This window comes from bacterium Scap17 (genome assembly GCA_013376735.1).
GTDB lineage: Bacteria > Pseudomonadota > Gammaproteobacteria > Pseudomonadales > Halomonadaceae > Cobetia.
The window spans coordinates 3,486,336-3,508,139 of sequence record VINJ01000001.1; the positions used below are offsets into that span (position 1 = coordinate 3,486,336).

20 protein-coding genes are annotated in these 21,804 nt (G+C 64.1%); 7 read left to right on the forward strand and 13 right to left on the reverse strand.

Annotation, left to right across the window (positions count from 1 at the left end):
* Positions 1–9: 9 nt before the first annotated feature.
* Positions 10–453, reverse strand: a complete 444-nt coding sequence (locus tag FLM52_14840) for a hypothetical protein (GenBank protein ID NVN57019.1) — start codon at positions 451–453, stop codon at positions 10–12.
* Positions 454–776: 323 nt separating this feature from the next.
* Between FLM52_14840 and FLM52_14845 the strand changes: the two genes are divergently transcribed.
* Positions 777–1,493, forward strand: coding sequence for a response regulator transcription factor (locus FLM52_14845; protein ID NVN57020.1), 717 nt, complete (start codon positions 777–779; stop codon positions 1,491–1,493).
* A 180-nt stretch (positions 1,494–1,673) separates the two neighbouring features.
* On the opposite strand, the gene aroE is transcribed toward FLM52_14845, so the two are convergent.
* From aroE to FLM52_14860, 3 genes are all read right to left on the reverse strand, one after another.
* Positions 1,674–2,507 carry a shikimate dehydrogenase gene (gene aroE, locus FLM52_14850; protein NVN57021.1) on the reverse strand — a complete coding sequence of 278 codons (834 nt, stop codon included), beginning with the start codon at positions 2,505–2,507 and terminating at the stop codon, positions 1,674–1,676.
* 43 nt (positions 2,508–2,550) lie between these two features.
* Complete coding sequence (hemF, locus tag FLM52_14855) at positions 2,551–3,471, reverse strand: oxygen-dependent coproporphyrinogen oxidase (GenBank protein NVN57022.1); 921 nt, start codon at positions 3,469–3,471, stop codon at positions 2,551–2,553.
* 179 nt (positions 3,472–3,650) lie between these two features.
* Positions 3,651–4,232, reverse strand: coding sequence for a tRNA threonylcarbamoyladenosine biosynthesis protein RimN (locus tag FLM52_14860; protein ID NVN57023.1), 582 nt, complete (start codon positions 4,230–4,232; stop codon positions 3,651–3,653).
* A gap of 302 nt (positions 4,233–4,534) precedes the next feature.
* Between FLM52_14860 and FLM52_14865 the strand changes: the two genes are divergently transcribed.
* On the forward strand, positions 4,535–5,419 hold the full coding sequence (locus FLM52_14865) for a 5'-nucleotidase, lipoprotein e(P4) family (GenBank protein ID NVN57024.1): 885 nt from the start codon (positions 4,535–4,537) through the stop codon (positions 5,417–5,419).
* A gap of 59 nt (positions 5,420–5,478) precedes the next feature.
* On the opposite strand, the gene dprA is transcribed toward FLM52_14865, so the two are convergent.
* Positions 5,479–6,753: a DNA-protecting protein DprA gene (dprA, locus tag FLM52_14870; GenBank protein NVN57025.1), complete on the reverse strand. Its 1,275-nt coding sequence runs from the start codon at positions 6,751–6,753 to the stop codon at positions 5,479–5,481.
* A gap of 107 nt (positions 6,754–6,860) precedes the next feature.
* Positions 6,861–7,949 carry a LysM peptidoglycan-binding domain-containing protein gene (locus FLM52_14875; protein ID NVN57026.1) on the reverse strand — a complete coding sequence of 363 codons (1,089 nt, stop codon included), beginning with the start codon at positions 7,947–7,949 and terminating at the stop codon, positions 6,861–6,863.
* A gap of 219 nt (positions 7,950–8,168) precedes the next feature.
* Here FLM52_14875 and FLM52_14880 point away from each other — a divergent pair, with 219 nt between their 5' ends.
* The 5 genes from FLM52_14880 to FLM52_14900 all read left to right on the forward strand — a co-directional run bounded on the left by FLM52_14880 (position 8,169) and on the right by FLM52_14900 (position 14,387).
* A complete protein-coding gene (locus tag FLM52_14880) occupies positions 8,169–8,678 on the forward strand; it encodes a peptide deformylase (GenBank protein NVN57027.1) in 510 nt (169 codons plus the stop codon).
* Between the two features lie 185 nt (positions 8,679–8,863).
* Positions 8,864–9,868: a methionyl-tRNA formyltransferase gene (locus FLM52_14885; protein ID NVN57028.1), complete on the forward strand. Its 1,005-nt coding sequence runs from the start codon at positions 8,864–8,866 to the stop codon at positions 9,866–9,868.
* A complete protein-coding gene (gene rsmB / locus FLM52_14890; protein NVN57029.1) occupies positions 9,865–11,316 on the forward strand; it encodes a 16S rRNA (cytosine(967)-C(5))-methyltransferase RsmB in 1,452 nt (483 codons plus the stop codon). The genes FLM52_14885 and rsmB overlap by 4 nt, the downstream gene beginning before the upstream one ends.
* A gap of 160 nt (positions 11,317–11,476) precedes the next feature.
* Positions 11,477–12,850, forward strand: a complete 1,374-nt coding sequence (gene trkA, locus FLM52_14895) for a Trk system potassium transporter TrkA (GenBank protein NVN57030.1) — start codon at positions 11,477–11,479, stop codon at positions 12,848–12,850.
* 88 nt (positions 12,851–12,938) lie between these two features.
* Positions 12,939–14,387, forward strand: coding sequence for a potassium transporter (locus FLM52_14900; protein NVN57031.1), 1,449 nt, complete (start codon positions 12,939–12,941; stop codon positions 14,385–14,387).
* A 102-nt stretch (positions 14,388–14,489) separates the two neighbouring features.
* Here FLM52_14900 and FLM52_14905 read toward each other — a convergent pair whose 3' ends face one another.
* From FLM52_14905 to FLM52_14935, 7 genes are all read right to left on the reverse strand, one after another.
* Positions 14,490–15,401 carry a DTW domain-containing protein gene (locus FLM52_14905; GenBank protein ID NVN57032.1) on the reverse strand — a complete coding sequence of 304 codons (912 nt, stop codon included), beginning with the start codon at positions 15,399–15,401 and terminating at the stop codon, positions 14,490–14,492.
* Positions 15,402–15,500: 99 nt separating this feature from the next.
* The gene (locus FLM52_14910; protein ID NVN57033.1) at positions 15,501–16,445 is read right to left on the reverse strand and encodes a bile acid:sodium symporter family protein; all 945 of its coding nucleotides are present in this window, start codon (positions 16,443–16,445) and stop codon (positions 15,501–15,503) included.
* Between the two features lie 82 nt (positions 16,446–16,527).
* Entirely contained in the window at positions 16,528–17,277 is a 750-nt protein-coding gene (locus tag FLM52_14915; protein NVN57034.1) for an NAD-dependent deacylase, read from the reverse strand.
* A 54-nt stretch (positions 17,278–17,331) separates the two neighbouring features.
* Positions 17,332–19,110: a bifunctional isocitrate dehydrogenase kinase/phosphatase gene (aceK, locus tag FLM52_14920; GenBank protein NVN57035.1), complete on the reverse strand. Its 1,779-nt coding sequence runs from the start codon at positions 19,108–19,110 to the stop codon at positions 17,332–17,334.
* 218 nt (positions 19,111–19,328) lie between these two features.
* Positions 19,329–20,294: a tRNA 2-thiocytidine(32) synthetase TtcA gene (gene ttcA / locus FLM52_14925; protein ID NVN57036.1), complete on the reverse strand. Its 966-nt coding sequence runs from the start codon at positions 20,292–20,294 to the stop codon at positions 19,329–19,331.
* Positions 20,295–20,506: 212 nt separating this feature from the next.
* Complete coding sequence (locus tag FLM52_14930) at positions 20,507–20,728, reverse strand: hypothetical protein (GenBank protein NVN57037.1); 222 nt, start codon at positions 20,726–20,728, stop codon at positions 20,507–20,509.
* A 430-nt stretch (positions 20,729–21,158) separates the two neighbouring features.
* On the reverse strand, positions 21,159–21,803 hold the full coding sequence (locus FLM52_14935; GenBank protein NVN57038.1) for a 3'-5' exonuclease: 645 nt from the start codon (positions 21,801–21,803) through the stop codon (positions 21,159–21,161).
* Between the last annotated feature and the right edge of the window lies 1 nt (position 21,804).

The window sequence follows — 21,804 nt, forward strand, 5'->3', positions numbered from 1 at the left end:
AAAGCGGGGTCAGCGTTCAATTTCAATGCGCTTCACCTGCCAGACAGAGCGGGTCATGATTTCCTCGTTGAGGAGATCCGGCTGCTCACTGAAGGGGTAGATGATGAAGATGGGGCCATTGTCGCGCACACGCAGTCGCTTGCCATCGACTTCCATGGCCAGTATCACCGGATAATCGAAATAGTCCTGCACCGGCGCGCTGGCGGCGTAGTCATTGAGCGCCACGATACGCATGGTGCCATCCTCGACGCCCACCGCCTCCATCAACGCTGAACCGAGCGGACCGCTGAAGCTCACTTCGCCGTCATGCCAGGGGGTGGTGGTCACGGTTTCCCGTTGCGTCAGCGCCATGAGCATGGCGCGATCGAAATGCGCCTCGCCTCCGGCGTTGGTATGGGTAATATCCCCGGTGACGCGCAACACCACCGGCCCCTGCGGTGCCTCCAGGGCCATGGCGAAGGGGGAAAACGACAGTGTCAGCAGCAGAAGCCAGTGGCGTATGCGAGGTAACGCCGTGGTGAGGCAGCGCAGGAGAATGAGAAGCGGCATAAGAAGACTCCAGGGGGCATGGACAGCCATGGATGACGGCCGGAGATTCACCGTCTCGTTTCATCCTCACCACTCACGCGCCAACAGCGGCAACGTGTCATAAAGTAGCGAAGGGGATGAACGCGAGTATATGTCGCCTTCGTCCTGCCAAACGTGAACCATTGTGACGCGGTCTCACGCAAGAGACGCGTAGACTGCTTGCGATACCCACCCGGGGAGGCAGCGACATGCAAATCGGCATTCTGGAAGATGATCATGATCAACGTGATTACCTGACCCTGTGTCTCGAGGCCCAGGGACATGAGCTGGCAGGCTTCGAGCGCGCCAGCCAGTTGTTGCGCGCGCTGCGCGAGCGCAGCTTCGACCTGCTGATCATCGACTGGCAACTGCCGGATGCCTGCGGCATGGAGCTGACGCGCACACTGCGCAGCGAGCACGGCTGGCGGGGGCTGATCCTGTTCATCACCGCAAGCCAGGGAGAGGAGGATGTCGTGCATGCGCTTCAGCACGGCGCCGATGACTTCCTGGCCAAGCCTATCCGCCCTGCCGAGCTCACGGCGCGTGTGGAAGCGCTGGGCAGGCGTTTCGTCACCTCCGACACCCATTACCTGCAGCCCAAGGTGGCCATCAGCGATCAATATCGGATCGAGCCGGATGAACACACCATCTGGTGCGGCGAGGAGCCGGTCGCCCTGACCCAGCGCGAATATCAGCTGGCCTCCCTGCTGCTGCGCCACGTCGGAGAGCTTTACTCACGCGCCTACCTGCTGGAGATGATCTGGGGAGTCAACGGAGACATCTCGACCCGCACGGTCGACACCCACGTCAGCCGCTTGCGGCGCAAGTTGGGACTGAACGGCAGCCGTGGGCTCAGGCTGAAAAGCGTCTATCAGTACGGATATCGGCTCGAATCCTGTGCCACGGCCCCCGTCAAGAGCAGCTGAGCGCCAACAGCGAGGCGTGAGCACGCTGGACCGTGGCCAACCAAAAAGGAGCGGGGGACTCTGTCGAGTCCCCCGCTCCTTTTTCATCGTCTGTCGTCTGACTGGTCGGCTAGCGGGTCATCTGGCTGCCCGTCTGGCGGCCATCTGAATCGACGTGCATGCCCGGCAAGCTCCCGCGGATCACCCCTCCGCCAGCATCCTGCGCAACATGTTTGCCACGGGCTCTGTCTCCGGGCGCTTGTGACGCCACAGGAAGTAGGACTCGGCCGCCTGCTCCACCAGCATGCCGAGACCATCCTCGACCCGCGCACCGCGCTCGCTGGCCCAACGCATGAAGACGGTCGGCTCGGCGGCATACATCATGTCGTAGGCGAGCGCCTGCGGAGAGAACAGCGAATCCGGCAACGGCGGCAGCTCGCCGCCCAGCGATGCGCTGGTGCCATTGATGACCAGATCGAACTGGCCCTCGATGGCCGCATAGCTGCCGCCGGACAGCAGGCAGCCTTCCCCCGCCAGGTCGGCGAAGTCCTCGGCCAGCGCACTGGCCTTGGCAACGGTGCGATTGGCGATCACCAAGGCCGCCGGCTGCCTGGCCAGCAGAGGTTCCAGCACACCACGCACGGCGCCACCCGCGCCGAGAATCAGGATGCGCGCACCCTTGAGCGGCGCCTCGAGACGTTCGAGATCACGGGTCAGGCCGACACCATCGGTGGTATCGCCGTATAGCTGACCCGTCTTGCCGAGCATCAGCGTATTGACGGCGCCGGCGCGGCGGGCACGCGGGCTCAGCACATCGACCAGCCGGAAGGCCTGCTCCTTGAAGGGCACGGTAACATTCGCCCCCTGGCCACCTTCGGCGACGAACTCGGCCCAACCGGCCGCGAAGTCACCGACCGGCGCCAGTCGTGCCTCATAACTCAGGGAGTCCTTGAGCTGCTCAGCGAAGGAGCGATGGATCAACGGGGATTTCGAGTGGGCAATCGGGTTGCCGAATACAGCGTAACGGGACATCAGGACTCCGGGACAATCACAGAAAAGCGTCAGGTCAATGCGGCGATCAGGCCTCTTCGCCCAGCCAGTCGCGGGCATGCAGGAAGTCGCGATACAGTACCGCTTCGGCACTGCCTTCCTCGGGCTCGTAGCCGTACTTCCAGTGCACTACCGGCGGCATCGACATCAGGATCGACTCGGTGCGTCCGCCGCTCTGCAGGCCAAACAGCGTGCCGCGGTCCCAGACCAGGTTGAACTCCACGTAGCGCCCGCGGCGATAGAGCTGGAAGTTGCGTTCACGCTCGCCATAGGCCGTCTCGCGGCGGCGCTCGACGATAGGCAGATACGCCTCAAGGAAGCTGTCGCCGACGGATTGCTGGAAGGCGAAACAGCGCTCGAAGCCCCACTCGTTGAGGTCATCGAAGAACAGGCCACCCACGCCCCGCGTCTCGTCGCGATGCTTGAGGTAGAAGTACTCGTCACACCAGGCCTTGTAACGCGGATAGACATCACTGCCGAAGGCGATGCAGGCATCATAGGCCGTCTGGTGCCAGTGACGCGCGTCTTCTTCATGCGGGTAGAACGGCGTCAGATCGTAGCCGCCCCCGAACCACCATACCGGCGCTTCGCCCTCCTTCTCGGCGATGAAGAAGCGCACATTGCCATGGCTGGTCGGCACGTGCGGGTTGTGCGGATGCAGCACCCAGCTGACCCCGACGGCGTGGAAGCTGCGACCGGCCAGCTCCGGACGTACCGCCGTCGCGGAAGCCGGCAATTCATGTCCGAAGACATGCGAGAAATTGACGCCACCCTTCTCGAAGACGCCGCCATTCTCGATGACCCGTGAGCGACCACCGCCGCCCTCGGCGCGTTCCCAGCTGTCTTCACGGAAACTTGCCTGGCCATCGCAGGCTTGCAGCGCCTCGCACAGGCGGTCTTGCAGATCGAGCAGGTAGACCTTGACGTCTTCGAGATTGGCGTGGGCCACGATGCCTCCGGTAGAACGGGAATGAATGATGACGGGGCGACACCCGTCGTTGGCCGCTGCTGGCGGTGAACTGCCAGCTTACCGCGACACGCTGCGCTCGGCAGATCGGAAAATGCCCCTCTTGGGCACCTGGATGACGCGGCACTGATCTGGATCAACCCGAGCGGCGATCCTGCTGCTCAGGCGCGCAGTACCTTGCCGGTCGCGAGATCACGAATGGTGCTGGGACGCGGGTTGCCACCGAGCGGCCCCTCGAGGATCACGTCATTGACCAGCGCGTCGCCGAAGGCGTCACGCACCTCGTCTGCAGTCATGGCAGGCGACTCGCCGGCGCGGTTGGCCGAGGTCGACACCAGCGGGCCACCAAAGGCGGCGCACAATGCCTGGACCAGCGGATGATCGGTCACGCGCACGGCCAGGCTGACGTGTTCACCGCGCAGCAAGGGGTGCGCACGGCCATTGTCAGGCACCAACCAGGTATAAGGTCCTGGCCAGCTGGCCAGCAGCTGCTCACGCTGCTCGACGGTAACTCCCGCCAACCAGGGTTCCAGCTGAGCGATATCACCGGCGATCAGGATCAGGCCCTTGGCGGCGTCACGGGACTTGAGCTTGATCAACCGTGCCAAGGCCTCACCATCGTCGGGATCACACCCCAGCCCCCAGACGGCCTCGGTGGGATAGGCAACGATGCCCCCATTGCGAAGACAGGCAGCGGCGCCGTCGAGGGCACGCTGATCCAGCGAAACATCACTGACATTCATGATCTGCTCGAACTCCTAGCTGCGGCAACACGATGGCGGCGATTCTAGCACGCTCACCGGCGCGAGACCGACGCTGCACATCGACGCAACACGGCGTCGCGCCGGGGTGGCATAGGCGCACCGACCGGTTCACGGCATGATGAAGGGGTCCATCGCCCTCAGGGTATTGCGAAACTGACGCAAAGGCTTGTTTCAAAAGACTATCGAGGTCATTTGGACACTTTGCTGGACAGTCTTCAGCGCCGGGCCTGTGGCGTTCCCCCACTTTCCCTCCCTCTTTTCTTCAGACAAGGATGTGATCCATGCGTCGCGCTTTCTCACTGACCACCTCAGCCGCTCTACTGCTGGCATTGTCAGGCTGTGCCAGCTCTGGCACCCAGACACCCACAGCGCCGGCGCCACGCCCTGCCCCGCTGCAGGATGCCGCAACGCAGGCGCCCTTGAGCGACCAGGCCATGCTGGCGACCCTGTGGATACAGCGCAGCGCGGAGTTTCATGCCCTGTCACTGCAGGCCTTCAACGTGGCCCACGACCGCCTGAATCTGGCGCTGGCACGTCGTCACGCACAGGACAAGCCGCTGGCGGTGGTCGTCGATGTCGATGACACCGTGCTCGACACCACCAGCTACGGCGGTTGGGCACTGCGTGAAGGTCGTACCTACGACAGCCAGAGCTGGGCTGACTGGGTGGATGATGCCGTCTCCACGGCTTCACCGGGCGCCGTGGCGTTCCTCAACTACGCTCACGAAAGCGGCGTCGATGTCTACTACATCACCAACCGCAAGGCGGCCGGCAAGCAGGCCACCATCGCCAATCTTGCCGCGCTCGGCTTCCCGCAGGCCAATGCCGAGCACGTGATGCCGCGCACCGACAGCTCCGACAAGACCGCGCGCCGCGCGCGGGTCACGGCCGAGCATGACATCGCGCTGCTGATGGGCGATAACCTCGGCGATTTCGATCAGGCCTTCCAGCAGTCCACCACCCGCGCACGCAATGCCGAAGTTGCCCGCCAGGCGGATCAGTTCGGCCGTCGCTTCGTGCTGCTGCCAAACCCGACCTACGGCGAGTGGGAAGGCGTGCTCTACGATGGCAACTGGGGTGCCAGTGAGCACGAGAAGCGTGCCATGCGTGATGCGGCGCTCAATGCCTGGCAGCCCGAGAGCGGCACGGTCAACCAGGGCAAATGAGGTCAGGTTGCCGGCCTCTCGGATCATTACTGCCAGGCCGGCAACATTAGCTCAGAACCTCAGAGCCGCTTCCAGCCACCCGGCGCCTGCATGACTCGCCCTTCTAGCTCCAGTTCCAGCAACTGCATGCTCAGCTCACTGACCGAGGTGCCACTCAGCTCGACCAGCTTGTCCAGCGCCAGCGGCACCGCCCCCAGAAAGCACAACGGTGCCGCCTCCTGACTGACAGGGGGTGTGACTGCCTTTGAGACTGGCATCTCGAGCGATGGCAGGGGCAGTGACGATTCAGCGTCGCGGGTGGCTGAACGATTAGCTGAGCGAGGGGTTGAGAGAGAGCCCGTAAAGACGGCAGCGGGCTGTTTGGACGACGCCACCCGGGCCTGCGCTGACGACTGCTCGGTCGAGTGCGCCGGCAGCAGGTGCTTGAGCTCCGCCAGCATGTCATCGACGTCGCGTACCAGCGTCGCCCCCTGACGAATCAGCTCCAGACAACCGCTGGCGGTGATGTCATCGATGCGTCCCGGCAGCGCGAACACCTCGCGATTCTGCTCCATCGCCAGCCGGGCACTGACCAGTGAGCCACTGCGCAGCGTGGCTTCGACCACCAGCACGCCAAGTGACAGACCGGTGATCAGCCGATTGCGGCGTGGGAAATGACGCGCATGCGCGCCGGTGCCTGGCGGATGCTCCGAGAGCAGCAGGCCGCCACCCTCCAACAGCCGTTGGCGAAGACGATGATGCTGAGCGGGATAGACCACATCGACCCCACAGCCAAGCACCGCCAGCGTCGAGGGGTTGGCCGCATAGTCATGTGCGCCGAGACGCGCTGACGCCGCCAGGGCTCCCTGATGCGCCGCGGCATCGACTCCCAGCGCCAGCCCACTGGCAACACTCCAGCCACGAGAGACCAGCTCAGCCGCGAAGTCATGTGCATGCCGCAGGCCTGCATGACTGGCCTTGCGTGCGCCGACGATGGCCAGCATGGGCAACTCAAGCAGCGACTGACGCCCCAGCGCCCAGAGCGCCAACGGCGGGTCCGGCAGGGTATCAAGCATGGCGGGCCACTCGGGGTCAGCGGGGGTGAGCAGATGATAGCCCTGCGCCGGCGCATGCCAGGCTAGGTCTGTCATCACCTGCTGATAGAGCGGCGAGGATTCGGGGCGCTCGCACCAAAGGCGCAGCGGTGCCGCCAGGCGTGGCGGCAGTATGGCCAGCCAGCCCTGCGGCCAGTCGGCACGCTCACGCAGCTTGGCCGCGGTATGCGTGCCAAAGCCCGGCAGGCGCGCCAGAAAGACGAAATCCGCCCGCGAGGGGCCGCGCTGTTCGACATCGATCGACACGCCACACCTCCCGGGCGGATTAATGACTTACCCTGGTTGTTCACTTCAGCACGATGAGTCGTTTCACCACGCCGATGCTTGCGGGTGACAGAGGCTTTCGATCAGCCGTGGGGCTCCAACAGCTTGTCACCGACGCTCAAGGGGCGTGCTGCCTGCATCACCAGCGCGTAGCTGACCTTGTCGTAGATGCGAAATACCATCACCAGACCACCTTCCTCACCGGGCAGGGTGATCGGCTCACCGGTCACGGGGTCGGTGATCGTCTCGCCACGGCGCTCGATACCGAAGACGTATCCCGGCTGGATGCCTTCACGGCTGCCGCGATTGAGCGCCACGATGTCATTGCGACCGATGTTGCGCAGTCCATCGGGGGCCGCGAGAATGACGCCGCCCACATCTTCTTCGGGCGGCTGCGGCTGGAAGCTGGTGGTGATCGCACCACCGTCCGCCGGCAGCAACAGATCACCATTGAGAATCTCGCGATTGGCTGACAGCACACGCAGCACACCGATATCGCCTTCGCGGCGCTCAAGCTTGATGTCGCCGATGCTGATCATCTCCAGCCCCAGAAACTCCTGAGTATCCGGGTCCAGATAGCGCTGGCCCTTGCGGTAGACGCTGTAGGTGTCATTGGCGGACCAGTTGCCACGGGCATAGATGGTATCGCCGGCGCCGCTGATCAGGCGGGTGTCATCCCCGGCCACGATATAGGGCGCATCGGTGAGCAGCGCCGGGTCAATCACGCGATGCTCTTTCAGGAAGGCCGAGATCTTTTCCAGCGGAATCGGTGGCACCGCCTCGCGCTTGGGAATCTTGCGGATCTGGGGAGACAGCTTGACGACACCACCCTGGCCGCGCTCCAGGCGCAGACGTGGCTCACCATTCTCGTAGTAGAGCGAGATGCGATCGCCCGGATAGATCAGGTGCGGATTCTTTATCTGCGGATTGGCGCGCCAGACTTCCGGCCACAGCCAGGGCTCACGCAGAAAGCGTCCGGAGATGTCCCAGAGCGTATCGCCACGCACCACCACATAGGTGGAAGGTACGTCATCACGCACGGTTGCTGCCTGTGCCAGCGACATCCCTGCGCTTGCCCCCAGCGTCGCCATGCCGAGGAGTGCCGTGAAGACGGCATTGCCGACCAGTCGTTTCATGCCCATTCCTGCGTCCCTTGCGTTATTGCCACCCATCGCTCGGTGGTGATGGTCTTGTTCTGAACTCCGCACCGCGCAGACCCGCTCTGCCCCGCGCCTGGTGGCTGCTGCCCCCTGTCCATCGCCATGCCAGATCAATCCTGACTATTGCCGCGATAGTAGCAGCATTGACGGCATTCGGTTCCGTTCCTCGCTTGCGCACACTACAATATCAGGCAAATCCTTTCTGACAGCACAACGGTAATTACACCAGCCATGGCCAAACGCGAAATCCTTGAATTCCCTGATGAGCGTCTGCGCAACGTTGCCGCCCCGATCGACACGATCGACGCCGAGCTGCAGACCCTGATCGACGACATGATCGAGACCATGTATGACGCCCGCGGCATCGGCCTCGCCGCGTCACAGGTCGACGAGCATCGCCGTCTCATCGTCATCGACGTCAGCGAAGATCAGTCCCAGCCGCTGGTGCTGATCAACCCGGAATACACCCCGATCGGTGATGAACAGCAACCGATGCAGGAAGGCTGCCTGTCGATTCCTGAATATTATGCCGAAGTCCCGCGCTATCTGAAGGTACGACTCAAGGCTCAGGACCGCAACGGCGATGCCTACGAACTGGAAGCCGATGGCCTGCTGGCGCATTGCATCCAGCACGAGCACGACCACCTGCAAGGCAAGCTGTTCGTCGACTACCTCTCCCCGCTCAAGCGTGATCGGGTGATGAAGAAGATGCAGAAACGCCACAAGCTGCAAGAAGCCTGATCCCTCACGCTCGGCCACACGGCCGATATTGAGCGCATGGCGGCACCGCACGAAGGCCGAGGGGATGCCCTCGGCCTTCGTGCGGTTACGAGTCCATCAGCCGCGCCTGTCGCGCTGGCTGTCCTGCCGCAACCGTCAGCACCTTGAGCACGGCCGCCTCCGTGCTCCTACATGAGTCATAGCACATGTCGAAAGCCCTGCGCATCGCCTTTGCCGGCACCCCCGATTTCGCCGCCGAGTGCCTGTCCGCCCTGCTGGGCAGTCGCCACGAGATCATCAGTGTCCACACCCAGCCTGATCGCCCCTCCGGGCGTGGTCGCAAGCTGACCCCGGGCCCCGTCAAGCAGCTGGCACTCCAGCATGATATCCCTGTCCATCAGCCGCTCAACTTCAAGGACGAGGCCGATCGCCAGATTCTGCGCGACCTCGAGGCCGACATCATGGTGGTGGTGGCCTACGGGCTGATCCTGCCGCAGGCGGTGCTCGATATCCCGCGTCTGGGCTGTCTGAACATCCACGCCTCGCTGTTGCCGCGCTGGCGGGGGGCCGCACCGATCCAGCGTGCCATCGAAGCCGGTGACAGCGAATCCGGCGTCACCATCATGCAGATGGATGCCGGCCTGGACACCGGTGACATGCTGCTGACCCGCCGCACCCCGATCACCGCCAGCACCACCGGTGGCGAGCTGCACGATGCGCTGGCGGCCCAGGGTGGCGAGGCCATCGTCACGGCCCTCGACGCCATCGCCACAGGCGACCTGCCCGCGACCCGCCAGCCGGAAGAGGGCGTGACCTACGCCGCCAAGCTCTCAAAGGCCGAGGCCGAACTCGACTTCACCCGCCCTGCCGCCGAGCTGGACGCGCGCATCCGCGCCTTCAATCCGTGGCCGGTGGCCTGGACCCGCCTTGAAGGCGAGCCGCTGCGCCTGTGGATGTCGCGCACCGGCGAGCAACGCCTCACCGACAGCGTGACGCCCGGCACCCTGCTGGCGCCCGGCAAGGATTGCCTGCGCATCGCCTGCGGTGACGGCCATGAGGTGCTGGAGATCACCCGGGCCCAGCTGCCCGGCGCCAAGCCGCTGTCCGTCAAGGACCTGCTCAACTCCCGTGCTGCGCGCTTCCCCGAGGGCCTCGTCCTTGGCGCGGACCACACCCCTGATACCGATTCCCAGACCGAGACTTCCGCATGAGCCAGTCAGACAACCCGTCCTCCAAGGGCAACGGCAAGAAGCGCAACTCCCTGCCGCCAGCCCGCAGCAAGGGCGGCGGTCAGAAGCACGGCGGTGCACGTCGCAAGCCTGACAATGCACCGGCCTCGCCGGGTGCCGCCGTCCGGGTCGCCGCTGCGCGCACCCTGGCGCCGGTACTGGCGGCAAAGACCTCTCTGAATCTGGACGGACTGCCCTCTGGCGTGGCCGGACGTGATCAGGGCCTCTACAAGGCGCTGTGCTTCGGCGTCTGCCGCCAGCTGCCGCGTCTGGATACCCTGGCGGGCAAGCTTTTGAAGTCATCCTTCAAGGCCCAGGACCAGGACATCCACGCCCTGCTGCTGCTCGGCCTCTATCAGCTGCTGTACATGCGCATCGCCCCGCACGCCGCCGTCGGTGAGACCGCTGGCGCCGCCCGCGGACTGGGCAAGGGCTGGGCCACCGGCGTGCTCAATGCCTGTCTGCGTCGCTTCCAGCGTGAGCAGGAAGCGCTGGAAGCCGAGGTCGACAAGGACCCCGCGGTGGCGCTTTCTCACCCGCAGTGGCTGCTGGAGACCTTCCAGCGCAACTGGCCGGACGACTGGCAGGCCATCGCCGAGGCCAACAATGCCCAGGCGCCGATGACCTTGCGCGTCAATGTCTCCGCCATCAGCCGCGACGACTACCTCGCCCAGCTGGCGGAAGCCGAGATCGAAGGCGTGGCCTGCCCCTTCGCCGAGCACGGCATCACCCTGACCAGCGCCTGCGACGTCAGCGCCCTGCCGGGCTTCGAGGAAGGCCTGGTCAGCGTGCAGGATGAAGCGGCACAGCTGGCGGGTCAGCTGCTGGCGCCGGCCGTGACGGCCATCAACGCCGAGGGTGAAGGCGTGCGCCTGCTGGATGCCTGCACCGCGCCGGGCGGCAAGCTGGCGGACATGCTGGAACGCTTCCCGGGCCTGGACGCCACCGCCATCGACATCGACGGCGAGCGCCTCGAGCGCGTGGAAGAGACGCTGGAGCGTCTGGAGCTGGGTGCCGGTGTCGTGTGTGCCGATGCCAGTGAACGCGACTGGTGGGACGGCGAAGCCTTCGACGTCATCCTGCTCGACGCGCCCTGCTCCGGCAGTGGCGTCATCCGTCGTCACCCGGACATCAAGCTGCTGCGTCGCCCGAACGACATCGGCGATCTGGCACGCCTGCAGGGCAAGCTGCTGGCCAATCTGTGGGACATGCTCAAGCCCGGCGGCACCCTGATCTACGGCACCTGCTCCATCATCACCCAGGAAAATGCCCGCGTGATGGACCGCTTCCTGGCCGCGACACCGGACGCCAAGGCCGAGACCATCAAGGCCGACTGGGGCCGTGTCTCCGGTGCTGGCCGTCAGATGCTGCCGCAGGTCAATGGCCACGACGGCTTCTACCTGGCCCACATCACCAAGGCCAGCGCCTGATCACAGCCAAGCGAGCCGTGTCGGCGCGACGTCCGTGATGACATGAGACGCCACGCCTGACATTCCCGGACAGCCGCGCCCCGACTCTCGGGGCGCGGCTGTCTTCCGTCCTGGCACTGGTTTATCCTGTGCCGACTGAGCAACAGCGGACGAGCCGGACATGAAAATCATCATTCTGGGCGCAGGTCAGGTCGGCGGAACGCTCGCCGAACACCTGGCCCATGAAGAAAATGACATCACGGTGGTGGATACCGACAGCGAACGGCTGCGCGAGCTGCACAACCGACTCGACATCCGCACGGTCACGGGGCCGGCGAGCTATCCGCAGATCCTGCGGCAGGCGGGTGGCGAGGATGCCGACATGCTGATCGCGGTGACCAACTCTGACGAGGTCAACATGATCGCCTGTCAGATCGCCCATAGCCTGTTCCACACGCCGACCAAGATCGCGCGCGTACGCTCGACCGCCTATCTGACCCGCAAGGGCCTGTTCTCGCATGACGCCATCCCGGTCGACGTGCTGATCAGCCCCGAGCAGGTGGTGACGGACCACATCCGCCGCCTGATCGAGTACCCCGGCGCCTTGCAGGTGCTCGACTTCGCCAATGGCGTCGCCCAGCTGGTCGCGGTGAAGGCCTATTACGGCGGGCCACTGGTCGGTCAGGAACTCGGTTTCCTGCGTCGCCACATGCCCAACGTGGATACCCGCGTCGCCGCCATCTATCGTCGCAACCGTCCGATCATCCCGCGCGGTGACACCGTGATCGAAGCCGATGATGAGGTGTTCTTCATCGCGGCACGCAAGGATATCCGTACCGTGATGGGCGAGCTGCGACGCGTCGATCGCAACTTCCGCCGTGTAGTGATCGCCGGTGGCGGCCATATCGGTGAGCGTCTGGCCGAGACGCTGGAGCACAGCCATCAGGTCAAGATCATCGAGCACTCGCTGGCGCGTTGCACCAACCTCTCCGAGCGCCTCGATCGCACCGTGGTCCTGCACGGCAGCGCCACCTCCAAGCGTCTGCTGCTGGAGGAGAACATCGAGGATTGCGACATCTTCTGCGCGCTGACCAACGACGACGAGGTCAACATCATGTCGTCGATGCTGGCCAAGCGACTCGGCGCCAAGAAGGTGCTGACGCTGATCAACAACGCGGCCTACGTGGACCTGGTGCAGGGCGGCGAGATCGACATCGCCATCTCGCCCCAGCAGGCGACCATCGGCGGCCTGCTGACCCACGTGCGCAAGGGTGACATCGTCAATGTCCACTCGCTGCGCCGTGGTGCGGCGGAGGCCATCGAGGCCATCGCCCACGGCGATGAGCGCTCCTCCAAGGTGGTAGGCCGACGCATCGAGGATATCAACCTGCCGGAGGGCACCACCATCGGTGCCGTGGTACGCGGCAAGGAAGTGCTGGTGGCGCATCATGACCTGGTGGTGGAGTCCAACGACCACGTCATCCTGTTCGTGGTCGACAAGCGTCGCATCCGCGAGGTGGAGCGCCTGTTCCAGGTCGGGTTGACCTTCTTCTGATGCCGGCCTCAATGACTACCGCCCCGCGCCCGCACCGACTGTCACTCGGTGGCCTCGCCACGCTGCGCCTCTTTCAGGGAGGCGCCGCATGAGTCTACGCGTGATCTCTCGCATCCTCGGTATCCTGCTGATGCTGTTCAGCCTGACGCTGGTGCCGCCGATGCTGATCTCGAGGGTCTTCGAGGACGACACCCTGAGCGCCTTCGCCGTGGCGATGGGCATCACCCTGCTGACCGGTTTCGCGCTCTTCTACCCCAATCGGCACGCCCGCAAGGAATTGCGCAACCGCGATGGTTTCCTGATCACGGTGCTGTTCTGGACCGTGCTGGGGGCCTTCGGCTCGCTGCCCTTCCTGCTCGCCGAAGACCCGAACCTGACCATCATCGATGCCATGTTCGAGTCGTTCTCGGGACTCACCACCACCGGCGCCACGGTGATGACGGGACTCGATCTGCTGCCTCACTCCATCCTCTACTATCGTCAGCAGCTGCAATGGCTGGGCGGCATGGGGATCGTGGTGCTGGCGGTGGCGATCCTGCCGACACTCGGCATCGGCGGCATGCAGCTCTACCGCACCGAGATCCCCGGCCCGCTGAAGGACTCCAAATTGACGCCGCGCATCACCGAGACGGCCAAGGCGCTGTGGTACATCTACGCCGCGCTGACACTGGTGTGCTTCGCCAGTTACTGGGCGGCCGGCATGAGCTGGTTCGATGCCCTGGGCCACAGCTTCTCGACCGTCGCGGTCGGCGGCTTCTCGACCCACGATGCCAGCATCGGCTACTTCGATTCCGCCAGCATCGAGATGATCTGCGTGTTCTTCATGGTGGTATCCTCGATCAGCTTCGGCCTGCACTTCGCCGCCTGGCGCGAGGGTCGCATCAGCCATTATCTGCGCGACCCGGAGACACGCTTCTTCCTGATCCTGCTGCTGATCCTGACCTGCGTCACCATCGCCGGCCTGCTGCTCACCGGCAGCTACGATGACAGCAAGGCGCTGCGCCACGGCCTGTTCGAGGCCGTCTCGGTCGCCACCACCACCGGCTTCGGCGTCGCCGATTTCACCGGCTGGCCGGGCGTCTTGCCGATGATGCTGTTCATCGCCGCCTTCATCGGCGCCTGTTCCGGGTCCGCCGGTGGCGGCATGAAGGTCATCCGCATCCTGCTGATCCTCAAGCAGGGCGTGCGCGAGATCCATCGTCTGATCCACCCCAATGCCATCCTGTCGGTCAAGGTCGGCAAGATGCGCATCTCCGAGGGTGTGGCTGAAGCGGTATGGGGCTTCTTCTCCGTGTACCTGATGCTGTTCGTGCTGATGATGCTGGGCATGCTGGCCACCGGGCTTGACCAGGTGACGGCGTGGTCTGCGGTCGGCTCGGCGCTCAACAACCTGGGGCCGGGACTGGGCGAGGTCGCGACCCACTACGGCGATATCCCGGGGGCCGCCAAGGGTATCCTGATCCTCGCCATGCTGCTGGGTCGTCTGGAGATCTTCACCATCCTGGTGCTGTTCACGCCGGCCTTCTGGCGGCGCTGACAGCCGTGCCGATAACCCCCAACGCGCCAGGAGCATCACCTTGAACAAAAACGCCCCCGTCGGAGCACTCCGACGGGGGCGTTTTGTATTGTATTGCTTCGACTATGACTCGCCGGTAGTGGCGTCACGGCGCGCCAGCAGGCGCCGCATCGGCGCGGTCGGCTCCAGCACATAGTGGATACGACTGGCACGATAGCAGTCGTTGAAGGCATCGAAGTAATCATCCAGCACGCTGGCCGCCGCCTCCTCTCCGGCCTGACGCAACAGCTCCGCCGCCACCTCCGCCGTACACAGATGTGATTGGGACGCCGGTTTGCGCAGGTGATAGCGCGTCAGACGCGTGGTGTGCAATGGCAACACCGGCAAGCCGTCCAGATACGGACTCTTGCGGAAGATGCGCCGTGCCTGACGCCAGGTACCATCCAGCAGGATGAACACCGGAACGCGCGCCTCGCCACTGGCGGTATGCGTCGCCACATCGGCGCCGACACCGGCGATGGCATTCACGTCAACCACGCGGTCGGCGTAATCGGGCTGGTCATCCGGGAAGATGATGAAGGGCTGATAGCGCTCATCTTCCAGCAGCGCCAGCAGGCGCGGGTCAGGCTCGACGCGATACCAGCTGAAGACCTCGGTGCCCGCCAGCACATCCGAGATCAGGCGCCCGGTATTGGTCGGCTTGTAATGTTCCAGCGGATGGGTGATCAGCCAGAACTTGATCCGCGACTCGGCGGTGACCTGATAGGGACACAGGCAATTGAGCCTAGGCAGGCGGCACGCCTCACAGCGAATCACCTGACTGCCGCGCGCCTTGAACTCGCGGCGCGGATGCCGCCCGTGCCACGCCTCCGGCTCGCCACTGGGCAGCGTGGTGATGCCACTGCCTTCGCCTGGCGCGACGGTATCAATTGCCACAGCGTCGCCATCGACGCTGGAGACGTCAGCGGAAACAGAGTGAGGCGCACAGGCGGCGATATCGTCGCCATCAGCCGGCGGGGGGCGGGAATCACACATGATGAGCAGTCAGGACCAAAGAAAAAGGGACGCGCATTCTAGCATGCGCGTCCCTTTCTCATATTCCTCTATCACAGCTCAAGCTATCAACTCGCGGGATCAGACCTCGTAGCGGTGCTTGCTGCCGGTCACGAACTTGGGCGGACGACGCTTCCAGTAGCCTGCCAGCAGCGACCCCGAGACGTTGTGCCAGATGGAGAAGATCGCCCCCGGCAGCGCCGCCGTGGCGGAGAAGAACTGACTGGCCAGTGACGCCGCCAGACCAGAATTCTGCATGCCGACCTCGATGGCGATGGTGCGCGAAGTGCGTTCATCCAGTCCGAACAGACGCGACAGGCCATAGCCTGCGCTCAGGCCGATGGCATTGTGTGCCACGACCGCCAACGCGACCAGCGGGCCCAGCGTGGCGAGGCGCCCGACGTTGAGCGAGACCACGATGGCGATGATCAGCACGATGGCCAGCATGGCCAGACTCGCCAATGCCGACTCCCACTCGCGGATCAGATCTCGCGCGAAGTGGTGGACGACCACGCCGAGCACGATGGGTGCGACCACCAGCTTGGCGATGCTCAGCAGCATGCCGCTGACCGGCACGTCGATATCGGTGCCCAGCAGCCACCAGGTCAGCAGCGGCGTCATCACGATGGAGAGCAGCGTCGAAGCCATGGTCATCGAGACCGATAGCGCCACGTGTCCGCCGGCAAGCCAGGTCATCACGTTGGAGGAGGTTCCCCCTGCCGTGGCACCGACCAGCACCATGCCCACCGTCAGCGCCGGGTCCAGCCCCAGCAGACGCGCAATCAGGAAGGCGGCCAGCGGCATCACGCTGTATTGCAGCAGCAACCCGAGCGCGATCGGGCCGGGGCGACGTGCCACGCGTATGAAGTCGTCACGCGACAGGGTCAGGCCCATGGCGAACATGATCAGCGCCAACAGAGGCTGAATGGTGCCCTTGAGCGCCACGAACGGCGCCGGAGCCACCACGGCGATGCCGGCAAAGACCAGCGCCCACAAGGGGAAGAAACGATTCAGCGTCTCGAACATGCTTTTCACTTTTCGGTCGCCCGGGGCATCGATTTCCCGGAAATTGCTGGCCCGCCTCCCATGGCAGGCCTGAAGGCGCGCATCATAACGTATCAGGCAGTCCCAGGTGGCCCTGATACAACCAATGGCGCACAAGCCTCGGTACCGCCTGACCGGCACTTTCGGCCAGCGGCAGCACGCCGGGCTCGGCCAGTTCATCGGCATTCGGGTCGACCAGCACGATGGGGGCGTCCAGCGGTGCTGCTGCATAGAGGTTGGAGGCCGGCATGACCTTGAGCGAGGTACCGACGATCAACAGCAGATCCGCCTCGGCGGCGATCTCCTCGGCGACCGCATAGAGCGGCACCGCCTCACCGAACCACACCACGTCCGGGCGCAGCTGACTGCCCTTGTCACACAGATCCCCGAGGCGAATGCCGCCACGCGGCAAGGGATAGCGCAGGCCGTGGTCGACGCTGGAGCGCGCCTTGAGAATCTCGCCATGCAGGTGCACGACCTCGCGCGAGCCTGCACGCTCATGGAGATCGTCGATGTTCTGGGTGATGACCGAGACGCGAAAGCCGTGCTGCTCAAGCTCCGCCAGCGCCTTGTGGGCCGCGTTGGGCCTGGCACGCCGCACCTGGGTGCGGCGATCATCGTAGAAGCGCAGCACCTGCTGAGGGTCACGTCGGAAGGCCTGCGGCGTCGCGATGTCTTCCAGACGATGCTCTTCCCACAGGCCATCCTCGGCGCGGAAGGTGCGCAGGCCGCTCTCGGCACTGATGCCGGCGCCACTCAACACGACCAGATGGCGTCCATGGCGTGCACCGGGGTCCTTGAAGCCTTCACTCATCTAGCACTCTCTCTGGCATTGGACAGGTTCGAACAGCGGGCATGGCGATCACACTCAGTCATCGATGAAGTCCTGACTGCGATCGACACCGAAGCGACGCTTGTTGCGATAGGGATAGACATCGATCACGCGCCCTTGCGCGATGGCGTCCTGCAGGCCACGCCACCAGCTGGCCTGGAAGATCTCGGGATGCAGCTCGTAGAACAGCTTGCGCAGCTGGAGGTCGGCAAACAGGAAGGGGCCGAACTCCTCGGGGAAGATGTCGTTGGGCCCCACCGAATACCAGGGCTCGCTGGCCAGTTCCTGCTCAGGGTAACGTGCCTCGGGAATCTCACGGAAGTTGCACTCGGTCAGGTAGCTGATCTCGTCGTAGTCATAGAAGACCACCCGCCCGTGGCGCGTGACGCCGAAGTTCTTGAGCAACATGTCGCCGGGGAAGATGTCAGCGGCAGCCAACTGCTTGATCGCATTGCCATAATCATTGAGCACCGTGCGGGTTTCCTCGGCGTCACACTCCTCGAGATACAGGTTGAGCGGCGTCATCATGCGCTCGGTATAGCAGTGACGGATCAGCACCTTGTTGCCGCGCAGGCTGATCGAGGAGCTGCACACCTCCAGCAGCTCGTCGAGGCAGGCCGGGTCGAAGTGGTCCTTGCCGACGGTAAAGTTCGAGAATTCCTGCGTGTCTGCCAGTCGCCCGACGCGATCATGGCGTTTGACCAGACGGTATTTCTCGCGCACCTGATCACGACTCATGTCCTTGCCGGGGGCGAAGCGGTCCTTGATCAGCTTGAACACCAGCCGGTAACTAGGCAGCACGAAGACCGCCATCACCATGCCGCGTACGCCCGGTGCGATGATGAACTGATCGGAGCGACTCGCCACATGCTGGTTGAGGCCGCGGAACAGTTCGGTCTTGCCATGCTTGTAGAAGCCGATGGCGGCGTACAGCTCGCCGATGGGCTTCTCGGGCATCAGGGTCTGCAGGAACCCGACCACCTCGCTGGGCACTTCGATCTCGACCTGGAAGTAGGCCCGCGTGAAGGAGAAGATGATCGAGACCTCCTCCGGCTCGATGATCACGGTGTCCAGATAGACGCCATCGCGTTCGGTATGCAGCACCGGCAACACCAATGGCAGGGTCTGGCCACCTCCCTCGATGCGCCCGACCAGATAGGCGCCCTTGTTGCGATAGAAGACGCTGCGCAGCATCTCGAAGGCAGCGTCCGGCGCATCGCGCACCGCCTCAGGCAGCGTCGCGAGCAACATCTCGGCACCCAGCGTCACATCGCGCCCCTGATGCTCGAAGGCGATCCCCAGCGGCGCCTCGTTGAGCACGGATTCGAGTGCCCCGGCCCAGTCACCCTCGACCGGCACACGATGACTGATGCTCAAGCCGGAATGGCGTGCCGGCCTCTGGCGGGATGGCGAGACGAACATCCAGTCATCGCGGATGTGGCGATGGGAAAACACGCTGCAGAAGATGGAGTTGTAGAAGGTCTCGGCCAGCTTGTAGTCGAGGCGTTGATCGATCAGCGCCATATACTGCCGCTTGGCCTCGCCCCACAGGGTGCACTCGCACAGGCGGTCTGGCTCGAAGGCGCGCTCCAGCCGCTCCATGGTGGCGGCGACCTTCTCATCGTAGAGGTTGATGCGCGCGGCGGAGGCCTGCTGGGCTTCCCGCCAGTCGGCCTCGATGAAGCGTCGCCGCGCGTCACTGGAGATCTGCTTGAAGCGTGATCGATATTCATCGAAGCCATGCAACACGGTCGCCGCCAGTCGCTGGCCCTGCTGGCCATTGCCGCGCTCGTCACTGTCCACATCATTGCCCATCGCCGCCTCCCAGCCCTTCAGTCACCTGACATGACCAAAGCATGCGGACTGTCGCGCCAGCAAGCGAGACGACAATGGTCGCGGGCCTTCAACCCTGACTCACGCCAGGTGCGCCAGCCCTCAACGCCGGGCGGGAGAGTGACCGCCTGAAATACAGAACGCCACCCCGCAAGCGAGGTGGCGTTCATGATGTCTGACGATGGCCAGTCGAGTGTGGCTTACAGCTCATGCCCCAGCGAGGCCGCCGAGTCGGCCAGCGGCTTGACGCGGCGCTCGGCCTCGAACAGATCATCGGCCATGCCGGCCTGCTCGGAACTCATGTCCAGCGCATCGATACGCGATGCCTGGAAGCGGTCACGCTGCTCATCGAGGCCGGCGAAATCGAACAGGTCGCGGTCTGCCAGATGTGATGGCGCCACCGAGGTGACGGCATGGAACATGGTTTCCAGACGCCCCGGATGCTTCTTCTCCCAGTCCTGCAGCATCTCCTTGACCACCTGACGCTGCAGATTCTCCTGCGAGCCGCACAGGTTGCAGGGGATGATAGGAAACTCGCGGGCGTTGGAATAGGCCTCGATATCGGACTCACGGCAGTAGGCCAGCGGGCGAATCACGATATGACGCTGGTCATCGGAGAGCAGCTTGGGCGGCATCGTCTTGAGCTTGCCACCGAAGAACATGTTCAGGAACAGCGTCTCGAGGATGTCATCGCGGTGGTGGCCGAGGGCGATCTTGGTCGCGCCGATCTCGGCGGCGAAGCCATACAGCGAGCCGCGACGCAGACGCGAGCACAGCCCGCAGGTCGTCTTGCCCTCCGGCACCTTCTCCTTGACGATGGAATAGGTGTCGCGCTCAAGGATGTGATACTCGACGCCCACCGACTCGAGCCATGCCGGCAGCACATGCTCCGGGAAGCCGGGCTGTTTCTGATCGAGATTCACTGCCACCAGCGTGAACTGCACCGGCGCATTGCGCTGCAGGTTCATCAGGATATCCAGCATGGTGTAGGAATCCTTGCCCCCGGACAGACACACCATCACCTTGTCGCCATCACGGATCATGCCGTAATCGGTGATGGCGGTACCGACATTGCGCCGCAGGCGCTTCTGCAACTTGTTCAATTCGCGCTTGGCAGTGGCCGCATCAGTGGGGCTGGACGAAAGCTCGCTATCGGGTGTGAACATGGGGCATCAGGCTGACAGTTTGGAAGGGCGCACAGTCTAGCATTGGCCAGTAGACGGTCACAGAGGCAGCGTGCTTCAGGCGGGGGGCCTGCCACCTGTCGGGGAAGGTGGCGTGGCGCCGACGCAAGATACGCCAACGCCCGCAGTCAGCGGGCGTTGGCGTGTGGCATGCACCGTGGGGAACAGCGGCGCTTGCAGGAAGGCCGCGCAAGCTAGAACAGGCGCAGCACTTCCAGATAGCGGATCACCACCCCGCCCAGCATCACGAGGATACCGAAGCGTTGCAGTCTGAATTCAAGCGCAGTGAGCGCAAGCTTGCGTGACCAGAACATCAGCACACCGCGCATGTCCTGTGTCCGGCGAATATAGAGGCCGTAGGCAAACAGCACGATGGCCAGGCCAAGAATCAACAGCGTGTTGGTCGCGATCAGCATGTCGCACCTCGTGGGCAAGTACCCCTGAGTCACAAGGAAGGCAATCGTGGGCGGATGCCTTATCTGAAGCCGGGCCCCGAGCAGATGCCCGGGGCCCGACAGTCATCACCTGGCGCAGTGATGACGATCCTGAAGAGAATGATGCCGTCCTCAGGCCTGACAGAGGCTGGCTGACAGCAGGTCCTTGTCACACATGGCCTTTGCTCGCTGTCGCCGCTTCATTATGGTTATCAAAGCTGCTCGGTCTTGCATCCTGCATGGCTTGGCCGTCCTGCTGGCCGGTAGTGCACTGGCGTGCAATTCGTGTCGACATATCGCCGCAGCGGGCGTGTCGTATGGCTGCCAGTGTGGACAAAGGCAGTGCGCCGGGCCATTGGACATTCCGGCAACAGACCTTGGCATAATAGCCTTGAGGATGATGTCGACTGACTCAGGCCTGACTGGCCAGCGAGGGCGACAGCGGTGCCTGCATCAGGCGTTGCGCCATCAGCGCACTGGTCACGGCGTCCCCCAGCGCAGTGTGGCGACCGATCACCGGCACGCCGAGGGCATCAGCCATCGCCTCGAAGCGCAGGTCCGGGGCGGCATCCGGCTGCTCATGCTTGCAGCGCCTAGCGTAATCACGCGCCAGATCATGACGCTGGTTGGGCATATCAAAGCCGTAGCGTGGCCGCAGGTGACGGTTGATCACCGCGACATCGAAGTCGATGCACCAGCCCACCAGCGGGCGATTGCCGATGAACTCCAGCAGCTGTCGCAGCGCATCGCCCAGCGCTTCTCCACCATGCAGATCGATACCGCGCAGACGATGGATACGGATCGAGTCGCCCTGCAGCCCTTGCGGGCATTGCAGGTAGAGCGACAGTGCGCTGGAGGTATGAATATGGCGCGCATCGAAACGCACCGCTGCCAGCGAGACCAGCTCGGCGTGACCGACATCGAGACTGGTGGTCTCGCAGTCCAGCGCCACACGCTCCCCGCCCCGCTCGGCGGCATGCCAGGGACGAAAGAGCTCGGCGAACTCGCCCTGCGCATGACGACGACGATCACTGGCGCGTCTCAGTTGTTCGAACATG